At 43.9% G+C, this 19,646-nt stretch carries 11 protein-coding genes and 1 pseudogene; 4 read left to right on the forward strand and 8 right to left on the reverse strand.

From position 1 onward, the window contains the following. Nucleotides 1-336: 336 nt before the first annotated feature. Nucleotides 337-1,275 (forward strand): AEC family transporter, encoded by a 939-nt coding sequence (locus FC26_RS00355; RefSeq protein ID WP_057777075.1) that lies wholly within the window; start codon nt 337-339, stop codon nt 1,273-1,275. Nucleotides 1,276-1,316: 41 nt separating this feature from the next. Here FC26_RS00355 and FC26_RS00360 read toward each other — a convergent pair whose 3' ends face one another. From FC26_RS00360 to FC26_RS00390, 6 genes and pseudogenes are all read right to left on the reverse strand, one after another. Continuing rightward, complete coding sequence (locus FC26_RS00360) at nt 1,317-2,429, reverse strand: phosphonoacetaldehyde reductase (RefSeq protein WP_057777076.1); 1,113 nt, start codon at nt 2,427-2,429, stop codon at nt 1,317-1,319. Nucleotides 2,430-2,445: 16 nt separating this feature from the next. Next, nucleotides 2,446-3,588: a 2-aminoethylphosphonate aminotransferase gene (locus FC26_RS00365; protein WP_057777077.1), complete on the reverse strand. Its 1,143-nt coding sequence runs from the start codon at nt 3,586-3,588 to the stop codon at nt 2,446-2,448. 17 nt (nt 3,589-3,605) lie between these two features. Next, a pseudogene (locus tag FC26_RS00370) lies at nt 3,606-4,877 on the reverse strand (MFS transporter). A gap of 167 nt (nt 4,878-5,044) precedes the next feature. After that, nucleotides 5,045-6,436: an aspartate ammonia-lyase gene (locus FC26_RS00380; RefSeq protein WP_057777080.1), complete on the reverse strand. Its 1,392-nt coding sequence runs from the start codon at nt 6,434-6,436 to the stop codon at nt 5,045-5,047. A 246-nt stretch (nt 6,437-6,682) separates the two neighbouring features. Next, nucleotides 6,683-10,381, reverse strand: a complete 3,699-nt coding sequence (gene addA / locus FC26_RS00385; protein ID WP_083483700.1) for a helicase-exonuclease AddAB subunit AddA — start codon at nt 10,379-10,381, stop codon at nt 6,683-6,685. Then, nucleotides 10,374-13,916 carry a PD-(D/E)XK nuclease family protein gene (locus FC26_RS00390; protein ID WP_057777082.1) on the reverse strand — a complete coding sequence of 1,181 codons (3,543 nt, stop codon included), beginning with the start codon at nt 13,914-13,916 and terminating at the stop codon, nt 10,374-10,376. The genes addA and FC26_RS00390 overlap by 8 nt, the downstream gene beginning before the upstream one ends. A 180-nt stretch (nt 13,917-14,096) precedes the next feature. Between FC26_RS00390 and FC26_RS00395 the strand changes: the two genes are divergently transcribed. The 3 genes from FC26_RS00395 to FC26_RS00410 all read left to right on the forward strand — a co-directional run bounded on the left by FC26_RS00395 (nt 14,097) and on the right by FC26_RS00410 (nt 16,713). After that, nucleotides 14,097-14,489 carry a DUF2255 family protein gene (locus FC26_RS00395; protein ID WP_057777083.1) on the forward strand — a complete coding sequence of 131 codons (393 nt, stop codon included), beginning with the start codon at nt 14,097-14,099 and terminating at the stop codon, nt 14,487-14,489. 33 nt (nt 14,490-14,522) lie between these two features. Continuing rightward, on the forward strand, nt 14,523-15,563 hold the full coding sequence (locus FC26_RS00400; RefSeq protein WP_057777084.1) for a zinc-binding dehydrogenase: 1,041 nt from the start codon (nt 14,523-14,525) through the stop codon (nt 15,561-15,563). Between the two features lie 361 nt (nt 15,564-15,924). Then, on the forward strand, nt 15,925-16,713 hold the full coding sequence (locus tag FC26_RS00410; RefSeq protein WP_057777086.1) for a helix-turn-helix domain-containing protein: 789 nt from the start codon (nt 15,925-15,927) through the stop codon (nt 16,711-16,713). 82 nt (nt 16,714-16,795) lie between these two features. Here FC26_RS00410 and rpiA read toward each other — a convergent pair whose 3' ends face one another. Together rpiA and tkt are read right to left on the reverse strand one after the other, a co-directional pair. Continuing rightward, entirely contained in the window at nt 16,796-17,476 is a 681-nt protein-coding gene (gene rpiA / locus FC26_RS00415; RefSeq protein WP_057777087.1) for a ribose-5-phosphate isomerase RpiA, read from the reverse strand. Between the two features lie 107 nt (nt 17,477-17,583). Then, nucleotides 17,584-19,584 carry a transketolase gene (gene tkt, locus FC26_RS00420; RefSeq protein ID WP_057777088.1) on the reverse strand — a complete coding sequence of 667 codons (2,001 nt, stop codon included), beginning with the start codon at nt 19,582-19,584 and terminating at the stop codon, nt 17,584-17,586. Nucleotides 19,585-19,646 lie beyond the last annotated feature (62 nt).

Consider the following 19,646-nt stretch of genomic DNA (forward strand, 5'->3'; position numbering starts at 1 on the left):
TTCTGCTCATTAGATGGAAAAATACGTAATTTTACGCCGTAGTGATAGGGAAGTTTTGCCATGGCTTTACTCAATTAGTTTCACCCCCTCAACTAGGATAGAATTATTATAGCACATAAGCGAACGTACGTTCACTATAATATTATAATGATAACATTGAGAAAAATCGTAGAGCTAAATGAGGTTACAATAGAAAAAAAGGTGTGAAATTACCGTGAGGCTAATTTCAACACCACTAGTCATATCAATTATTATTATCACTTTGTCAAATTTGACCATAACTGAATCTACCGCTTACAATGTCCCCATATCTTAGAAGTTGAGGAGACGAGGACTATGGCAATGTTTCTCCATGCGATCAGTGGCGTACTAGTTATCTTGGGGATGATCGCGGTTGGCTACGTATTGGCTAAACGCAACTGGTTTGACGAAGCCAGTACTAAATTAATCGCTAAAATTGTGACCCAGCTCGCGCTGCCCTGTTACATGCTCTCGACCATTATGACCGATTTCTCCACCAAAGAACTGAAAGCACTGCTACCAGACCTTAAGTTTCCCGTACTGTCCATGTCGGTGCTCTTTGTAGTTTCAATTCTGGTCGCCCATATCCTCCATATTCGGCGAAATCGACAGGGATTATTTGAGTCCATGTTCTTCATTTCCAACACTGTTTTTGTTGGGCTAGCAGTTAACGTCGCTCTGTTCGGCCAAAAAAGTCTGCCCTATGTGTTGGTTTACTACATGGCCAATACAACCTTCTTTTGGACCCTTGGCGTTTACCTCATCGGCCGCGATGGCGGTCAACGAGGACACCTTAATTGGCGGCAAACTCTCAAGCAAATTTTTTCACCACCACTACTCGGATTCGCACTCGCCGTCGTTCTCGTATTGTTACACGTGAAACTTCCACCGTTTTTAATGGCCGATTTCGGCTACATCGGTGGCCTCACCATCCCCTTATCAATGATCTTTATTGGTATTTCGGTGGCGAATGCCGGCATCACCCATATTCGCTTCAATCGTTACAATCTCGGCGTCTTATTCGGCCGTTTTCTCCTCGCCCCCGCCCTCATGAGCTTGCTGGTGCTCCCCTCATCCATGCCAGTGCTCATGAAACAGGTCTTCATTCTCCAATCGGCGATGCCGGCCATGACTAACGCGCCCGTCGTCGCTAAACTCTACGGTGCCGATTCAGACTATGCGGCCATCATGGTGGCCGAAACCACGATTTTAAGTTTAGTCGTTATCCCGATTTTAATACTGCTGATGAACTAAAATGGTCATTTCCATTTGCTTGGAAATGACCATTTTTATCATCACTGTAAGACATCCAAATAAATTTCTTTGATTGCCAATCGATCTAATTTGACCGGATTATTGCGAAGACGCTGCAAGTTTACGGAATTGGTCAACTCCTCTAACTGTTCCTTGCTTTGAAGCGTTGGAACCGTTAGTCCCAAACTGGCCGTAAGTGCCTCAAACCACTCAATTGCCGCTGTAACATCTTTTTGACCCAGTGCTTGCGTAATCATTTCAAATCGTCGGCTTACTATCTGCGCATCAAGTCCCTGCTGAACGCGATCCAGATGTGCTATCATGTAACGCCAAATTTTTGGCAAACATAGGGCGACAGCATGACCGTGTGCAATACCGTATAACGAAGTTAGTTTATAGGCCATTGCATGTGCCGCGGTCGTCGTTGAAATATTAATGGCCCGACCTGCTAAATTCGCAGCTTCTAGCATCGGTCCATTTGCCTTCGCATCTCCAGCTAAGTAACTCTGATAGTTATCAACCCATTCCACTAACGCCCGTTGTGCATCTGCTTGGCTTTGACTGGTCGCTTTTAGCGCCCATATTGATTCAATGGCATGACACAACGCATCTAACATGCTTGCTTGCCGTTGATACAATGGTAAACTATCTAGCAATGATGGCGCCAATACATATGCCTCTGGCAATAGACTCTCATCTGAAATTGAGTATTTCTTGCCTTGATAATAAATGACCGCAAAGTGTGTGACTTCACTCCCCGTCCCAGCTGTCGTTGGAATTGCTATATGCACAATTGGATTGGCAAAAATTGGTTGATTGACGAACGGAATATCGGGCTTCATATTGTAAAATGCTTTAATGCTCTTTGCCACATCCATTGGACTTCCGCCGCCAATCGAAATTAACAAATCAGAGTTATTCCGATAAAATGCCGCTAACCCTTTTACTACTGATTCATATTTAGGATTCGGTTCATAATCATGAAAGGTGGTTATTGTCACATCTTTCATCATTAACAACTCTTGGTACGAGTGTGTCGTCATAAACGAATGACCACAAACCAAGAAGGGACGATGACTATGATACTTTTGAATTAATTGCTGCAGATCTTGTACCATTGTTTTTGTCTGCGCACTTGAAACACTAGTCGCCATTTCAACGCCTCCTTGGCTAATACTGCACTGGAATCTGAACATCCATTTGAGTAAGTGCTTCTTTCAAAACAACGTAAAATTTTTGAATATCTTCTGGAGTAATCGCCCCTAGTGCACATAGTCTAAAGGTCGGTAAATCCGAAACCTTACCTGGATAGATCGTGTAACCTTTTTTATACACAAGGTCATGCATTTGATCAAATGAAAAACGTGTATCATTTGGATTTTTTAATGATACAACCAATTTAGATTGATACTTCTTATCAATCAACAATTCAAACCCCAGTGCCTCGGCACCATCCACTAGTGCTTGCCAAACAGCCTGATGACGCCCCCATTTAGCAGTTTCTCCTTCAGCAAAGTACTCCTTGAGACCTTGTCGTGCAGCATAAATTGTTTGAACTGGTGGCGTAAAATGCATTTGCCCAGTTTTTTCAATAAAACTGTACTGCATATATAGATTTGTATAATAGGACCTAGTTGGATAATCTCTAGAAGCTTCCAAAATAGAGGTTCGTCCAATCGTGTACGATAGGCCTGTAAAAGCCATTATGCCTTTTTGTGCTGACGACATCACAAAATCGAGATTATCACGTTCCATGTCAATTGGAATCATTGCATATGTTGAAGTTGTATCAACAACCATTGTATCGCCATATTCGTGGGCCAGTGCACCAATTTCACGAATCGGATTCAGAACTCCAGTCCCAGTCTCATTATGACAACAGTAAACTACGGCAATATCTGAGTCTTGTTCTAAGGCTGCTCGGATAGCACCTAGATCAGCTGGTTTAGTAATGTCCAGCTTTAAATCGACATAGTCCATATGATAATATTGAGCAACTTCAACTGCTCGTCCTGAGTAGGCGCCATTATCAACAATCAATATTTTCTTTCCTGCGGGTACTAATGAACTTACTGTGGCATCAATGTTAATCGTTCCAGACCCACAAAAAAGGACTGCTGTAAAGGCATCTTCACCGTGAACAACTCTAACCAAGTCACGGCCAATTTGTTTCATTATGTCACCAAATTCATCTTCACGAGGACATATATCTGGCACAATTTGTGCGTATTTAACTGTATCAGTCGTTGTCGCAGGCCCTGGATTAAGTAACACATTTCGTTTGATTTTTGGTAATTCATCCGTCTTCATCATCAGCTAATTTCCTCCATCTATTTCCTTTTCCCTGCAATCAGTGCTAGGGCTATCATCATGACATTGACTATCGTAATAATCAGAAAGAGTAACTCCCAGTTATTCCCATCTAGCGTAAATCCAAAAATAATTGCCTGAACCGATGCCCCAATATAAGCCACAAAATCCATCATGCCACTAGCAGTAGCCGCATATTGACGACCTCCAGCCTCCATCGCAGGGGCCCATGTCAGTCCATTAATGGCGTAAACAAAAAATCCCGCAACGAACAACAAAATGCTAATTAATAATTCATTACGTGTAAATGGGAAAATTAATGCCACCACACCACCAACTAACGCACACATAATAACTGCCGGTAGTCGATTGCTGGCAAGGTATCGATCTGCGAGCATTGGTACAAATAAAGCACCAAATCCCATACCAATTGGTAATACTAAACTTTGAATCAGCCCAGAACTCACATCAAAATGCAGCATTTTAGTAAAGTACAGTGGTATCCAAGTCAGGAGACCATAACGCACAATACTTTGAAGTGCAATAATCACTAACCAAACGTCATATTTCCATGATTTTAATAAATAAATATATGGATAAAGTTGACCGTGATTCCCCATCGACGCTTGAATTTCATTTTCCGACTGTGTCAGTGCTGCATCATCTGTAAATGGTTGTAATCCCAATGACTCCGGTGAATCTTTCGTCAATCTCCAATAGATAATGGCAACAATTGCAGCAACAATAACAGGTAAGAAGAATGCTGAGCGCCATCCAAGATTCGGACTGATCTTAAGTGCAATAACGACCATGATCATGGCAATTGCCTGACCAAATCCAGAAAAGCCATTTGCCATTCCTGTTGCAAATCCCCGCTTATTAGCTGGCTACCATCGTGATAGGAGTGCCATCCCCGGAGCCCATGCCATTGACTGAAAATAACCATTGAATGCCCATAAAATTGTAATTACTATCAGTGAGGATTGGAATCCGATCACAATATTGGCAAATGCAGATAGTAACACTGCCGAAACAATGAATCGATTAACACCAAACATCTCGCTTAATCGACCATTCATGAGCTGTCCCACCCCATATGTCCAAAAAAATACGGATGAAAGAACTCCCAACTGTGCTGTTGTCCACCCCATTTCCTTTACCATTAGTGGAATCGCGGAACTAAGATTAAGTCTGCCACTGTACAGTAGACAATAAACTAGTGAAAACCCAATTACAGCTCGCCACGCATATTTTCTGAACAGTGAATATTCCGCCGATGTATATCCTAGCATGTCATTTGTCGTTTGCTTCAACTCTCTTAACACCTCTTTCTTAGTAATTACTAATCACTATAACTATAAGTTATTAAAACAGCACGGTTCATAATCACCAATAATAACTAAACTTTCAGCAAAATCACCAAAATCACATTTGTTAATGTCATAAAATGTAATATCTATCAATTAACCACCTTCACATATCGTTTATCATTCGGCCGATTGATAAGATGCTGTGTAGAAAAAAGATAATCAATTTGTTCATCACTCATAATTGCTTGTGTTTTCAAAAGCGTTTTGACTGACTTTTTTTGCCTAATCGCTTGCTTAACTAAGTTCATAGCACGTTCATAGCCAATCACCGGTGCCAGAACAGTTGCAGAAATAGCTGATTTTTCAACCTGTTCCTTTCCGTATTCAGCATTTACCTGAATTCCTTCCAAGCAACGTGTAACTAGCGTTTCAAGCGCTCCAGTTAAAATTGCTTCACCATCAATCAAATCTTTAAATATTACTGGTTCAAAGGCATTTAGCTCCAGCTGTCCCGCTTGCACGGCTAAACTCACTGTTGTGTCATATCCAATCACTTGAAAAGCAACCTGATTCACTACCTCCGGAATAACTGGATTCACTTTTCCTGGCATGATTGAAGAACCTGCCTGTACGGCTGGTAATCGTAATTCACAAAGTCCTGCTTGTGGCCCACTTCCAAGCAATCGAAGATCATTTGATAGCTTAATTAAATCCAACGATAACATCTTAAGAGAACTTGAAAATGCCGCTAAAGCATCACAATTTTGCGTAGCATCAATCTTGTCTTCAGACACAACAAGCTTCACTCCTGTTAGATCATTTACTTCATCAACAATATGTTCTCGATAAAACTCAGATGCGTTCAATCCTGTACCAATTGCTGTGCCTCCTAAATTAACATTTCGCAGTACGTCCACTGCTTGATTTACTCGCTGAAGATCACGTTTAAACAAGGAATAGTACGCATGAAAACTATTGCCAAATGTCGTCGGGACGGCATCTTGCAATTGTGTTCGGCCAACTTTAACTGCATCTTTAAAAGTTTCAGCTCGATCCAACAACACGTGAACTAATCGTTGTAATTGCTGTCTTAGGGCTGGATATAATTGTAGTAATGTCATCTTCCCAGCTGTTGGAAAAACATCATTAGTCGACTGAGACTGATTAACATCATCATTCGGATGAATTACAATTGCCGTATATTGACCAGCCACATTAGCCACGACCTCATTCACATTCATATTAGCGGATGTTCCTGCGCCACCTTGAATTGCCGCAACAACAAATTGATCATCATACTTACCCGATAAAACATCTTGGCATGCCCGAATAATCGCCCGTGATTTTTGTGAGTCTAGTGTTCCAGCCTGTTGATTCACAACCGCAGCGGCCTGTTTAATCAAGACTATGTTTTTCATCAGCGCTACATCAGTTTTCTCAGAACTAATGGGAAAGTTTTGCTGCGCCCGTGCAGCATGGATGCCATACAGTGCTTTGTCTGGAATTGCCAAACTTCCGACACAATCAGTTTCAATTCGCATTCCGTTTCCTCCAATGTTATAAAACATAACATAAACCATGTTATTGAGATATATCTTACAAGTTCTGTACTCAATTTCAATATTTTTACATGATCTCGTTAACTTCTTTTACTGGACATATTACTCAAACCAAACCTTCTTTCCATATATAACAGTGAACACAGCAAATTAAGGAAAGAAAAAAAACCGAAGTTTCATGTTATGTTTTATAACACGAAGCTTCGGTTTTTACCTTATTTTCTCGATTTAAACTTCGATCATTTTCCCAATATCCAATAAATAAAGCACCTTATGGGCCACTTTTTGATGCTTAATACTGGTAAGTGCCCGTGCATAGAGGTTGACCTGCCCTCGATAGCGATCTACCACCTGCTGGATTGCAACTGGGTTGTCTCCCTTTACGTGATCAGTCTTGTAATCGAACAGTACCAGCCCGTCAGCCGTCTCAAAGTAGCCGTCAATAATCCCATGAATTAGAATTTTTTCGTCCGCTGTTAGCTGGGTGAAGAGTTGATCTCCCCGCAGCAGCATCGAAAACGGTGCTTCCCGCTGCAAGCTATCGGCATGCGTCAACAGTGCTTGCCCCAGTGGCGTATCAAAGAATGCTTCAATTTGGGACTGGTTAATTTTTTGTGCCACTTCCGGCGAAATAATATTGTTCAATTGTAATCGTGTCACGACCTGACTAATTGCCGTTGCATCCGGACGGGTCGCCATGGATAACGTTTGTAACACCAAGTGCGTGGCCGTCCCAATCTGCGTGGGGGTCGCTGTTTGTTCCTGCTGCATAAAATGTGGTTGGCCAAACTCACTCTTGACATAGCGCCCTTCAGAACGCGCCTGTGGGTTTAATTCAATTTGAATCAACTCCTGGTTATCAGGATCGTCAAATAAGCGTTTAATCTCAGAAACCGACTGGTATGCCGTTGTCATTGTAGCGGCTTGGTAGTCGTACTGCAGGTTTAGTACCTGCAACACAGCCTGCTGCTCAGCGGAGCTCAGTTGACCGTCCGTCGCCGTTTCAATCTGTTCGTCAATTGAGGGCACCCCGACTGGTTCGTCCGCCGCATCCTGTTGCAAGTCTGCCGCCGTCACAACTTGCACCGTAAACGTCGTTTGATCTTTTCCAAGGCCATACCATGGTTGCGGATCGGTCAGCAGATTCTGATCAAACTGCGGGTGTCGTACTAAACTCATGCCAATCCAGTCCATAAAGTTAGTGGCCTGTGCTCGTTGCTGGTTTGGTAGCAGCATCCCCGAGCTTTGAAAGGCCCGTTGCCAGTTGGCAATCGCCTTATTCGCATCCTTGTACGCGCCAGCAATAATTAATCGCTGTTCGGCGCGCGTCAATGCCACATAAAGAACTCGCATTTCCTCCGCACGACTTTTATTTTGAATCGTATCTTTCACTATCTGTTTCTGCAATGTGGCCACTTTCACGTTCTCGTCGTTCAAATAAGTGACCCCAATTCCAGCATGGGCATCCAAGAGACAGTCCTGCCGCAAACTTTCCATATTAAACTGGTGCGTGGCATCAATCAGGAACACAACCGGGAATTCCAGCCCCTTACTACCGTGAATCGTCATCACGGATACCGTATCACTAGACGTTTGCGCCGGTGCTTGAGCAAGATCCTTATTGCGCTTTTGCATCTGTTCAATAAACCGAACAAACTGAAAAACACCTTTAAAGCTACTTTGCTCATACATTGCTGCGCGTTGATACAATGCGTGTAAATTGGCCTGTCGTTGCTTACCACCTGGCATTCCACCTACGTAATCTAAGAACCCGGTCTCGTCATAAATGGCCCAGATCAGGTCGACTAACCGGTTTTGGTTAGCGATCGTTCGAAATTTGGTTAATTGATCCAAGAAGCGCCGGATCTTAACCTGCAATTGTTCCGCAAATGCATCCTTGGGCGTTGCACGGGCAAACTTTGTCACGGCCGCAAAATATTCATCCGTTTTATCCTGAATCCGGAGATAGGCCAGCTCATTTTCATCCAGTCCGACCATCGGTGACCGCAACGCAGCCGCTAACGGAATATCCTGATAGGGGTTGTCAATGATCCGGAGAAGCGCCATCATGATCCGAACTTCCGTGGCCTGAAAGTAGTTTTGAGCGTCACGGACGGTCACTGGAATGCCCAGTTGGCTAAACTGTTCCACAATTAGATTGTTATTATTCTTCGTTGCTGATAATAGGGTAATATCGCCGTATGAAATGGGCCGCATCTGCTGGGCCTTTCGATCGTAAACCAGTTCATGCTGCTCAATCATCCGCTGAATTCGTAACCCAACCATCTGAATCTCACCAGTCAACTTATCACCGGCTTCTAACAGCGGTAGTTTTTGATCAAGCGCCGTGGGTTCCGTCGTCGAATCATACAGCATAATTTCGGTCGGCACGCCTCGGTCCGGATAGTCGGTCGCCCCGTACTTCAAATGGGCGTCCTCATCGTAATCCATCTCCCCGACTTGTGTATCCATTAGCTGTTGGAAGATCAGATTGGTAAAGTCGGTCACATTATTCACCGAGCGAAAATTTTCGGCTAAGACAATTGTTTCCCCGTCCGTACTCTCCGGCTGACGGTAAGTCGTGTACTTTCGCAAAAAGAGACTCGGGTCGGCTTGCCGGAACTGGTAGATGGACTGTTTGACATCCCCCACCATAAACATGTTACCCGGATCGTCATTAACTAACGTTTGTAAAATACTTTCCTGCAGTTGATTCGTATCCTGATACTCATCAACCATAATTTCATGATAGTGATCCCGCAATTGAGCTACCACGGCCTGACCATCGGGCGTTGCCGTGGTTAAAATTTGAAGGGTATAGTGTTCCAGATCACTAAAATCGAGTACGTGCCGACGTTGTTTTTCGGCCTGATAGGCCGCACGGTAGCGTTCCACCACATCGACCAGCGTGGTCACTAATTGCTCGGCCTGACTTGAAATCTGCTTCGTGGTTGCCTCATCGAGTGCAAAGTAGTGCGGTGCCAGAGCGTTAATTGCCTTTTTCGCGTTATTACGCAGTTCCTTGATTGATTCAAATGTAGCTTTCGCTTCATCGTCCTTGGGGCCCCGCAATGTGCTAAATTTTAACGCTTGTAAAAACTGACGACAATCATCCCAACTCGCACTTCCCACCAGCTTTTCGGCCGTTTTTGCCTGTTCGAGTTCTGCTTCCAGTACCGCTTGGACCTTTTCAAACCCATCTCCACCAGCCTGGTGCAAGGCATCGGCCAGATCGGCTTCGATTTGTTGCAGGACATCAACTAGCGCTGGCAAAACCTGCTGCTGGTACATCGCCGTTTCAATCAACGGACCCCCACCTACCGCATACGTGGTCGGCAGTTGAGCAAGCCACTCATGCGGCCGAGGGGTAGCGGTCGCGTAACTATCCAATTGATTGACAACGGTCGTTAATCCATCGTCACTACGATCACTTGAAAAATTCCGAGTTAACTGTTCGAACGCTGGGTCGCCACTGGCATAAAGTGTTTCACGGACGTCATTCCATACGTTTTCACGCAGTAAAATCCCCTCCGTTTCGTCCGTTAACAACCGAAACTGTGGGTCTAAATTAATCAGGTAATAATACTGCTTGATGAGGTGCAGACAAAATGCGTGCAACGTACTAATATCCGCCACTGCCAATCGATTCAGTTGATTTTTAAGATGCTGTTTCACATCGGTCGTGTTGGTCTGGGCAATGGCCTCTTTGAGCGCCTGACCGATCCGGTCGCGCATCCCCTTCGCGGCAGCCTCCGTAAAGGTGACGACTAAGAGACGATCAATACTTTCACCACCGAGAATTTTTTGGATGACCCGTTCCACTAGGACGGAGGTTTTACCGGACCCAGCAGAGGCCGATACAAGAATGTTTTGTCCTTGATCATCAATCGCTTGTTGCTGCGTCACGGTGAAATGCGTTTTACTCATGATCTTGTTCCTCCCTTAGTTTCGCTAATACATCCTTGGCACTCAGTGATTCCAATTGACGATAATTATTTTCCGGTAACATAGCATCAAATTGAAATACATCTAAAAACGGTGAGTTTTGCAGACTCGTTGATTGATCCGGCATCTTCACCGGATTCAAGGCCACCGCACCGGCAAAAATATCCTTGGCTGCCGATACGATCCGTTCCCGATTTCGTTTCAGCAGTAATTCCAGCTGATCACGGGTAACTAGACTGTCACCACTAAACCCTTTTTTGATTTTGCGAAAGGGATAAATTGCAGAAAAGCCAGTCCTATCGTCCAGTTGCTGATCAAGACTATCCAGAAGATCGGGCTCGTTGAGTAAAATTCCCTTATAGTGGTGAACCTTCATCCGTTCTTGATCGAGATCCTTGCCTGCCACATGATCAAAATTAAGCTTCGGGTCGAAAATATGCATATACAGCGCACCGGCTAATTCGCTACGTTGATGATTATCAAGCTTGTCTAAGTTCTGTTCGACCGCGTTGAGGTACGTGAGCATTTGCATCGCTAACCCGTAGTATGCCTCACCAAACTTAAACTCGTGTTCACTCGACTTGTAATCAACGACCCCCAAATAATCCCCGGTGCCCGTGTTAAATTCATCAATTCGATCAATTTTTCCACGCACCCGTACCTGATGATGATCTGGCAAATCGAAGACGAGCCCGTCAAGCCCCTGTTGATCTTGAATCTGACCAAACAATACTTCGGTTTGAATTGGTCGGGCTGGTGTATAGCGGCTCTGTCGCTGGAGCGCATAACTCATTTGTTGTACCGTCCGTTTCAGTTGACGGTGCAGGTACTGCATTCGCGCGGAACTGGCTAAAATCATGAATTGCGGTGCCTGACTGACATTGTCAACCACCTCATTGATTAGTTCATCTAACTGCGCTTGAGAAAGTTCGTTGAGGCGAAGGCCCAACTGATTAACCCGTTTGATTAATTGATCCAGTGCTGAATGGAAGAATTCACCCGTGTTGGCTGGTGTCAGTTCAAACATTTCCCGTTCCTGAAGCTTTAGCCCAAACTTCAAGAAGTAGGCGTATTGATTACGATAAAACTCTTCTAGTTTTGAAACCGACGTGTTAATAACATTGCCATAAAGGCCCTGTACAATTTCTGCTCGTAACGGTTGTGGTTGATTTTGGTAGTGTAGGCTCGCCATAACGGTCATAAAGTGATCATGCAGCTGCGACTTTCGGTTCAGTTGTTGATAAACAAATCGCCACTTGGGCGCTAACCACTGATTACGATCCGCCGCCTGTCGACTTACCCGAATCAGTGCGCTCAGCGTTGCGGCCGGGCTGCTGACATAGGGCGCAATCTTGGACGCACCCAATTCTGGTACCTGGGTATAGTGTTGAGGGGTGAGTTTAAAGAAATTCATGATCGCCGTCACGTACGGTGACACCCGAATTTCTTGTCCACCATCATCAAGCTCTGGTGCTGACAAATAAAGGCGCTCACAGCCACTCATGAAGCCCAAATAATTCACGTAAGGTTCGTTAGCCAGCTGTTCAATATTATCCGCTGGTAAAAACTGACTTTCATCCAGATGCGTCTGTAACTGTTCCTTATCGGCGTCCGTCAAGAGGCTCTGACTGGTGCTAACGGTTGGCATTTCGGCGTCCGTAGCTCCGATCATAAATGTTACTCGCCGCTGATCGCTTTGAATAATTCCGGTTTCCGAAATCACAACTTGATCCAGTGTCGAAGGAATCTGTGAGTACGTTGCCGCACTGAATCCGGCCTGCAACAGATCGCGAAAGTCATCGGGATTAAAGGGGCGGTCACCCAAAATTGCCACGTATTCGTCTAAAATGCCACAAAATGTCTGCCAAACCTGCTGCGGTTGAGACGCCGCGTCCAGTTGTCCCACATCTAGTTGGCGATTTTGCCACCGTGCAAGCTGTTCGGTGACGCCGTTTTGGACCAGAAATTGATACAGACTTTGCGCGGCTTGCGTCCCCGTAGTTGCCGTTTCTAGCGCGTCAAATAACGGTGGTAGGCTCTCTTTAATGAAGTGCCGAATTAAGTTAATTTCAGTCGTATAGTGGGCAACCTTATCACTTTGTGTCTGACCACTGTCGGTAGCCTGAAAACGATAATACTGCCAGTCGGCGTCACGCAACCAATCATCACCATGCAGACCGGTTTTTAATAACCAGTTTTCAGTTAACGCCAGTGCCGTTTCAAACCGATCACGGGAGATATACTCACCATTAATCTTGGGCAACAGTAACTCCGTTTTCAAAAGCTGCATCACGTCATCATAGCGATAGTAGTGCTCCTTAACCGCGAACAGCGCATCTAAAAAGAGAACGAGTGGATGATCATCCATCAACCGTTCGTGGTCGTTAAAAGCAGGAATATCATACTGATCAAATACAGGTTCCAAAAAGGCCGCATAGGGGTCCAATCGGCGAGCCAACACCAAAAAATCGCGGTAACGATACCGACCGGTCGCCACTAACTGACGAATTTGGCGGGCAACCTGCTGGAGCTCTGTCAATCGACTATCACCCGTAAAGATCTGTAGATTTTGCGGGTGTGCCAATGAAACGGGCTCAATTTGAGCCATCTTAGTTTCCGCCGCCCAGAAACGATCCAGCTGCTGTAACTCCGGACTAACTCGGGGGGTCGTTGCAAACCGGTCCACTAAAATGGGAATCTGTTGGGCAGCCGCTTGTCGATACAGTCGATGGTAAACTCGACCAGACTCGAAAAAGAGACTATTTACATCCGGATCTTCGTGCGGCGCCGGTTGGTCAAGGTTCAATGAAATCAGCGTGGAAGCGGCGTTAGCCACAATTGCGGCGACAATCTTCTGTTCACTAGCCGTAAACTGTGAGAAACGCGCAAGGTAAAAATGGGCGTGCTTCATCGGCTGTGTGTTGAGATAGCTCACGAGTTGATCGTATACTTCTGCGTTACCGAGATACTGACCGGTCAATGCCTGCTCGTACCGAGTATAAACAAGAACCATATCATGCAGTTTCACTGTCAGTGTCGGATCATCGTGATGCATATCAGCGGTCATTTGGGCCAGCTCATCGGCCGTAATATTGGCCTGTTTTAACTGTTCTAACTGACCAACTAGTTCCTGTACAAAACCAGGATGGTTCACTTCACCGGCAAACAACTGCAGTTCGCCAGCATGATCGCTAATAATCTGAAACACCAGCATTGATAAACCCGTCCGTGAGATTCGGGGAACCTGATAAGCTGCCGTATCCCGCAACAAATACCAAGCCAGTCGACTAAACGACAGCACTTGCAGGTTGGACTGGGCATAGCCACTCTCTGTAGCGTGTTCGTCACGCTTGACCAGCTCACTCATGACGGTAATTTCAGATTCAAATTTAATATGATTGGGTACTAAATAAAAAAATTGGTCGTTGGGAAACTGCACCATATCGGCCGCTAACTGATCTAATAATACTTTGCGGTGGTCCTTTGCTGCAGTACCGAGTACAAAGCCTAAACTCATGGGAGCCTCCTTATTAATCGTAGTCATCATTCGTCTTTCTTATTATACGCGAATCTAAGTCAGAGCTAAACAATTGACGCGGCCGCAACCTTAATTTTTATAAAGTGTTCGCATACTGTAACGTCGTCACTTCAAATTCCACCACATTAGCGGTATGATAACCGCAAAGGAGGCCTTGCTATGTGGTCCAATGATCAACTGCAACACTTCGCACAACTAGATGATTTCTATGTTGCGCCCTTTCATCCAGATATGAAAACGACCGGCACGCTGACCTACATCTGGTCCGTCGTCGCCGATCATCAGCTCTATATTCGTGGCGGCTACGGCCAACACTCCAAATGGTATGCCGCAGCTCGGCAACAAAAAGCTGGCCAAATCCAACTTGGCGGCCACCTGTACGACGTCAAGTTTGAACTGGTTCCCGAAACAGGGCATGAGGCCTTAATGACGGCCATCGATCACGCCTACATTGATAAGTACACAGCTAAAAGTGCCCGATCCACTAAACACATGACTGAAAAATCGGTCGATGGTCCCCGTACTGCAACCGTCCGTGTATTACCTCGTTAAACATTTTTCAACTTAAAAGGAGTCTTTATTCATATGAAAACTGCAATTTTTGTCGAACCAGGAAACGTCGCAATCAAAAACGTAGATAAACCCACTATCCAAGCCGACGACGACGTTATTTTACACGTCGTCCGGACTTGTGTCTGCGGTTCAGACCTTTGGGCCTACCGCGGCTTAGAAGAAAAAGCTCACGATTCTGAAAATGGTGGCCACGAAGCCATTGGGATTGTCGAAGAAGTTGGGACCGCCATTACCACCGTCAAACCAGGGGACTTCGTTATCGCACCCTTTACCCACGGTTGTGGGCACTGTGCGGCCTGCCGTGCCGGATTCGACGGCGTTTGTCAGGAACATGCCAATAACTTTACTGCTGGTGCTCAGGCCGAATATCTTCGGTTCACCCATGCCGAATGGTCACTTGTTAAAGTGCCCGGCCAACCAGAAGATTATAGCGAAGAAATGCTTAAATCCTTGCTCACGTTAGCCGATGTCATGGCAACTGGTTACCATGCCGCTCGTATGGCCCAAGTATCGACGGGTGATACCGTTGTCGTTGTGGGTGACGGTGCCGTCGGCTTATGCGGTGTAATTGCCGCTCGTCTTCGCGGTGCTAAGCGAATCATCGCCATGAGTCGGCATGAAGATCGGCAACAACTAGCACGTGAATTTGGTGCGACCGATATCGTCGCCGAACGGGGAGACGAGGCTGTCGCCAAAGTTAAAGCACTCACTAATGGAGATGGTGCCGACGCCGTACTAGAATGCGTGGGATCAGAGCTGGCCAACGTCACCGCCATGCAAGTCGCACGCCCTGGTGCCGCGATTGGTCGTGTGGGATTGCCTCATGAACCCAAAATGGACATGGCGCCTTCATTCTTCAACAACATCACCATTGCTGGTGGTATTGCATCGGTTACAACCTATGATAAGCAGTTACTTTTGAAGGCCGTTCTTGATGGTGAAATTCATCCTGGTAAGGTCTTCACTAAGAGCTTTACCCTTGATGAGATTAACACCGCCTATCAGGCCATGGATAATCGCCAAGCGATTAAATCGTTGTTGGTAGTAGATTAACTCGCCGTGAACTTTGCTGGTATGCTAAACCAGATACTAAGATTTCGATTATTTCCTTGGAAATACTTTTCAATTAACTTAGCAGCACAGCTACTCAATATATCAACCACTTCACGTATTTGTACGTTGATATCCACATACGTATGTAGGATAATAATAGTGTAATTTTTTCTAGACAAAATTACGCCTCGACTACTGAGCTCCCCAGCTCGGTAGTCCTTTTTTATCCTCAAATAGCAACTTAAAGACTGATACAAAGCCATGCCCATAAACTGAGCATGGCTTTTTTTGATATTCCCATTTTCTATGATTGTTAAACTGATATACTTTTCCTAAAGTAATGACACGAGGAGCAAATCATATGTCACTTGGAGAAAAAATTAAATTAAATCGAACCCGATTAAAATTGAAACAAGAAGATCTCGGTAAAAGACTTCATGTATCACGACAAACCATTTCGAATTGGGAAGTTGGTCGCAGCTATCCTGATATCGAAAGTCTTATCGCTCTGAGTGACATGTTTGATCTCTCTCTCGACAAATTACTGAAGGAGGATATCAACATGATATCTAGTTTGAAGAAGCGTCCCTTAGGAGAAGTCAGCTACATTTCGTTCATGATCAGTTTAACTATTGGTGGCATAATTACAGCAATTGTGGATATGGCATTAAACCATACACTAACATGGTCATTAATTGTTTTAGCCGCCTGCTTATTATCAGGAACTTTTATCACCGTTTTTAAACATACCAGCAGCTACTATCTCATTAAGGCCAGTATTAGTGTTTTTATTCCAGGGATTATCCTATTTTGGTCAATTTACCTTACTACACCAACCCTTAATTTCATTCGGATGCTTCAAATCGGCACTTTCTGGTTTATCTTTTTCATACTCATTGTCTGTCTGATAGAATTATCTAAAATTAGATTTTGGAACTTATTAATGATCATCACCTTAATTAGCATTCCCCTTGAACTGGTAGCTGAAATATTAGTAGATGAAACCGCATTGGATATTGCATCGGTCATTAGTGTTTTTTCAAATTTCGCGTTAGCGATCATTTTCTTTGCTATTGAACGCTCACATTTAGATAAAAATAAAATGGATACCCTACTATCCAAATTTCGAAAGCATACCCAGCAAATTTGAATAACTTGCCATATGCCGCAAAAAACAAAGGACTCCACTTTTTTAATTCCACGATCTTCTTTAGAATTCCACTCAACTACCCCTATCGCTTTAATACAGAAATGCCATCGGAATTACCAACTACCACCTCATCTACCACATTCAGAAACAAACCATGCTCAACAACTCCAACTGTGCTATCTAGGATAGTTGCTAATTTAATCGGGTCGTTAATTTTTCCCAAATGTAAATCTAAAATATAATTATTTGAATCAGTCTTTACAATCGCACTGGTTTCATTAGTTCTTAAAACTGGCTGATAGCCAAGCGCTTCAAATTTTTTCATTAATTGTTCGTATCCAAACGGGATTACTTCTACAGGTAACGGGAAACGCCCCAAATTCTTTACCAGTTTACTGTGATCAACTATCCAAATATTCTTTTGCGAATTAGTAGCGACAATTTTTTCTCGCAGTAATGCAGCACCACCACCTTTAATACCATTCATGTTGCTGTCAATTTCGTCTGCACCATCAATGGTAAGATCAATTTGGTTAATATCACATAACGAGTACACCGGTAATTTCAATCGTTTTGCCTGTCGCGCAGTTTGACTAGACGTCGCTACACACTTAATTTTTAAGTTATTATTTTTTACTTTTTCTGCCAGTGCCTCTACAAAATATTTAACGGTTGTCCCACTACCAACCCCAACGGTCATGTCATCTTCCACATACCTAGTCGCGTATTTTCCAACTAACTTTTTTAAAGTTTCTTGATTCATCAACTATCATCCTTTTTCTTTGATTTAAAAAATGTAATCAGCAAATAAACGGCCGATTACATTTTTTACGTTAATTGAGTAAATAATTTCTTATTCACCGCATACCACTATTTTTTCCAAAGTCTTTCGAATTCAGAAACAATGCGATCAACAGTAAATCCATATTTTCTTTGAACTGCTTCTCCATTTCCACTGGCACCAAACTCATCAACCCCAATGGTACAGCCACCAAGTCCGACAAACTCATGCCATCCAAATGTACTTTCCATTTCAATTGAAATCCGATGTGTAACGTCATTAGGGAGTACCTGTTGCTGATAACCAGCAGTTTGCTGACGGAATAGTTCAACACATGGCATTGATACCACACTAATATCATATGACTTAGCTTCCAAAACTTTTTTAGCTTCTAAAGCCAACGATAATTCAGATCCAGTGGCTATCAAAATTCCATCAGGTAAATCTGTCCGTGCTGGAGAAGCAACATAACCACCTTTAGAAACATCTGCATCTAAAGTTTCCTTCAAAACTGGTAGTTTCTGTCTAGACAAAATTAATGCATTTGGGGTGTCTACGTCTGTGGCAATGTATTGCCATGCATTAAGAACTTCATTTGCATCTGCCGGCCGAATAACATTAATCCCCGGCATTGATCGTAATGCTGCCAGTTGTTCGACAGGCTCATGGGTCGGACCATCTTCTCCCACCGCAATTGAGTCATGGGTGAACACATAGGTAACCGGTAACTTTTGAATTGCGGCAGAGCGGATAGCTGACTTCATATAGTCCGAAAATGTAAAGAAGGTACTGATAAAGCAACGGGTTCCTCCGTGCAGCGTAATGCCATTTGCCGCTGTTGCCATTCCAAATTCACGAACTCCAAACCAAATATTTCGATTTTGTGGATCCTCATCTGAGAAACGACCACTAGTTGCTAATTGCGTTTTATTGCTGGAAGAAAGATCCGCAGCACCACCCCAAAAGTTTAAATTACATTCGGAAATCTGTTGCATAATTTCCGAATTAGCAGCCCTAGTTGCAATCATATCGCCGGTCTGCTCTTGCACCGCAACCTTTTCCATATTAAGTTCAGGTTTGGCCTGTAAACTAAATTCTTTGGCTTGTGGATCACTAGACTGAAACTCTGTAAATTCTTTTTCCCATTGATTATATTTTTGCTTACCACGCTGCTGCATATGTTTCTTAAAAACATCATATACTCGCTCATCAATTTCAAACGGCGCATACTGGTAGTGCAGTGCATTACGCGTCATATTTACATTTTCATTTCCCAGCGCGGCACCATGAACTTTGTTTGTTCCCGCTTCTGGAGAACCAAACCCGATAATTGTCTTCACTTCAATTAGCGTTGGTTTATAAGTTGCTTTAGCGGTTGTTATTGCCTGATCAATTTCAGCTAAATTCTCACCATCATCAACTTTTAAATAGTCCCAACCGGCTGCCTTAAATCGCATGGCTGCATTTTCGACAGATTCGTTAGATAATGGACCATCCAAAGTAATGTTATTCGAGTCATATAGGACAATTAATTTTGAGAGTTTTTCATTACCAGCAATATTAATGGCTTCTTGACTAACGCCTTCCATAAGATCTCCATCACCGACTAGTGCATAAGTGTAATGATCGACGATGTTATAGGTATGATTGTAAACCTCTGCCAAATGTTTCTCGGCCATTGCCATTCCGACGGCCATTCCAATTCCTTGCCCTAAAGGACCAGTGGTTGCCTCTACACCAACCGTATGCCCATATTCTGGATGGCCTGGGGTCTTGGAATCCAACTGACGAAATTGCTTTAACTCACTCATTGGAAGATCATAACCACTCAAATGAAGTAAACTGTACAGCATTGCTGATCCATGCCCTGCTGATAAAACAAATCTATCACGATCAAACCAAGTTGGTTGCTCTGGATTGACTTTCAGATGATAGTTCCACAGTACATAGGCCATTGGAGACGCGCCTAAACAAATTCCCGGATGACCTGAATTAGCTTTTTGAATTTCATCCACGCTTAACATTCGTAATGTGTTAACCGCTAACGTATCAATTTCATTAAACTTTGCATTTGCTTGTTTCTGTGTCATATCAAATAAGTACCTCCACGTAATTTTTCTTCAAAAAAATTACATCCCTTGGATGATCGCAA

It is taken from the genome of Paucilactobacillus vaccinostercus DSM 20634, assembly GCF_001436295.1.
In the GTDB taxonomy this organism is placed as follows: domain Bacteria; phylum Bacillota; class Bacilli; order Lactobacillales; family Lactobacillaceae; genus Paucilactobacillus; species Paucilactobacillus vaccinostercus.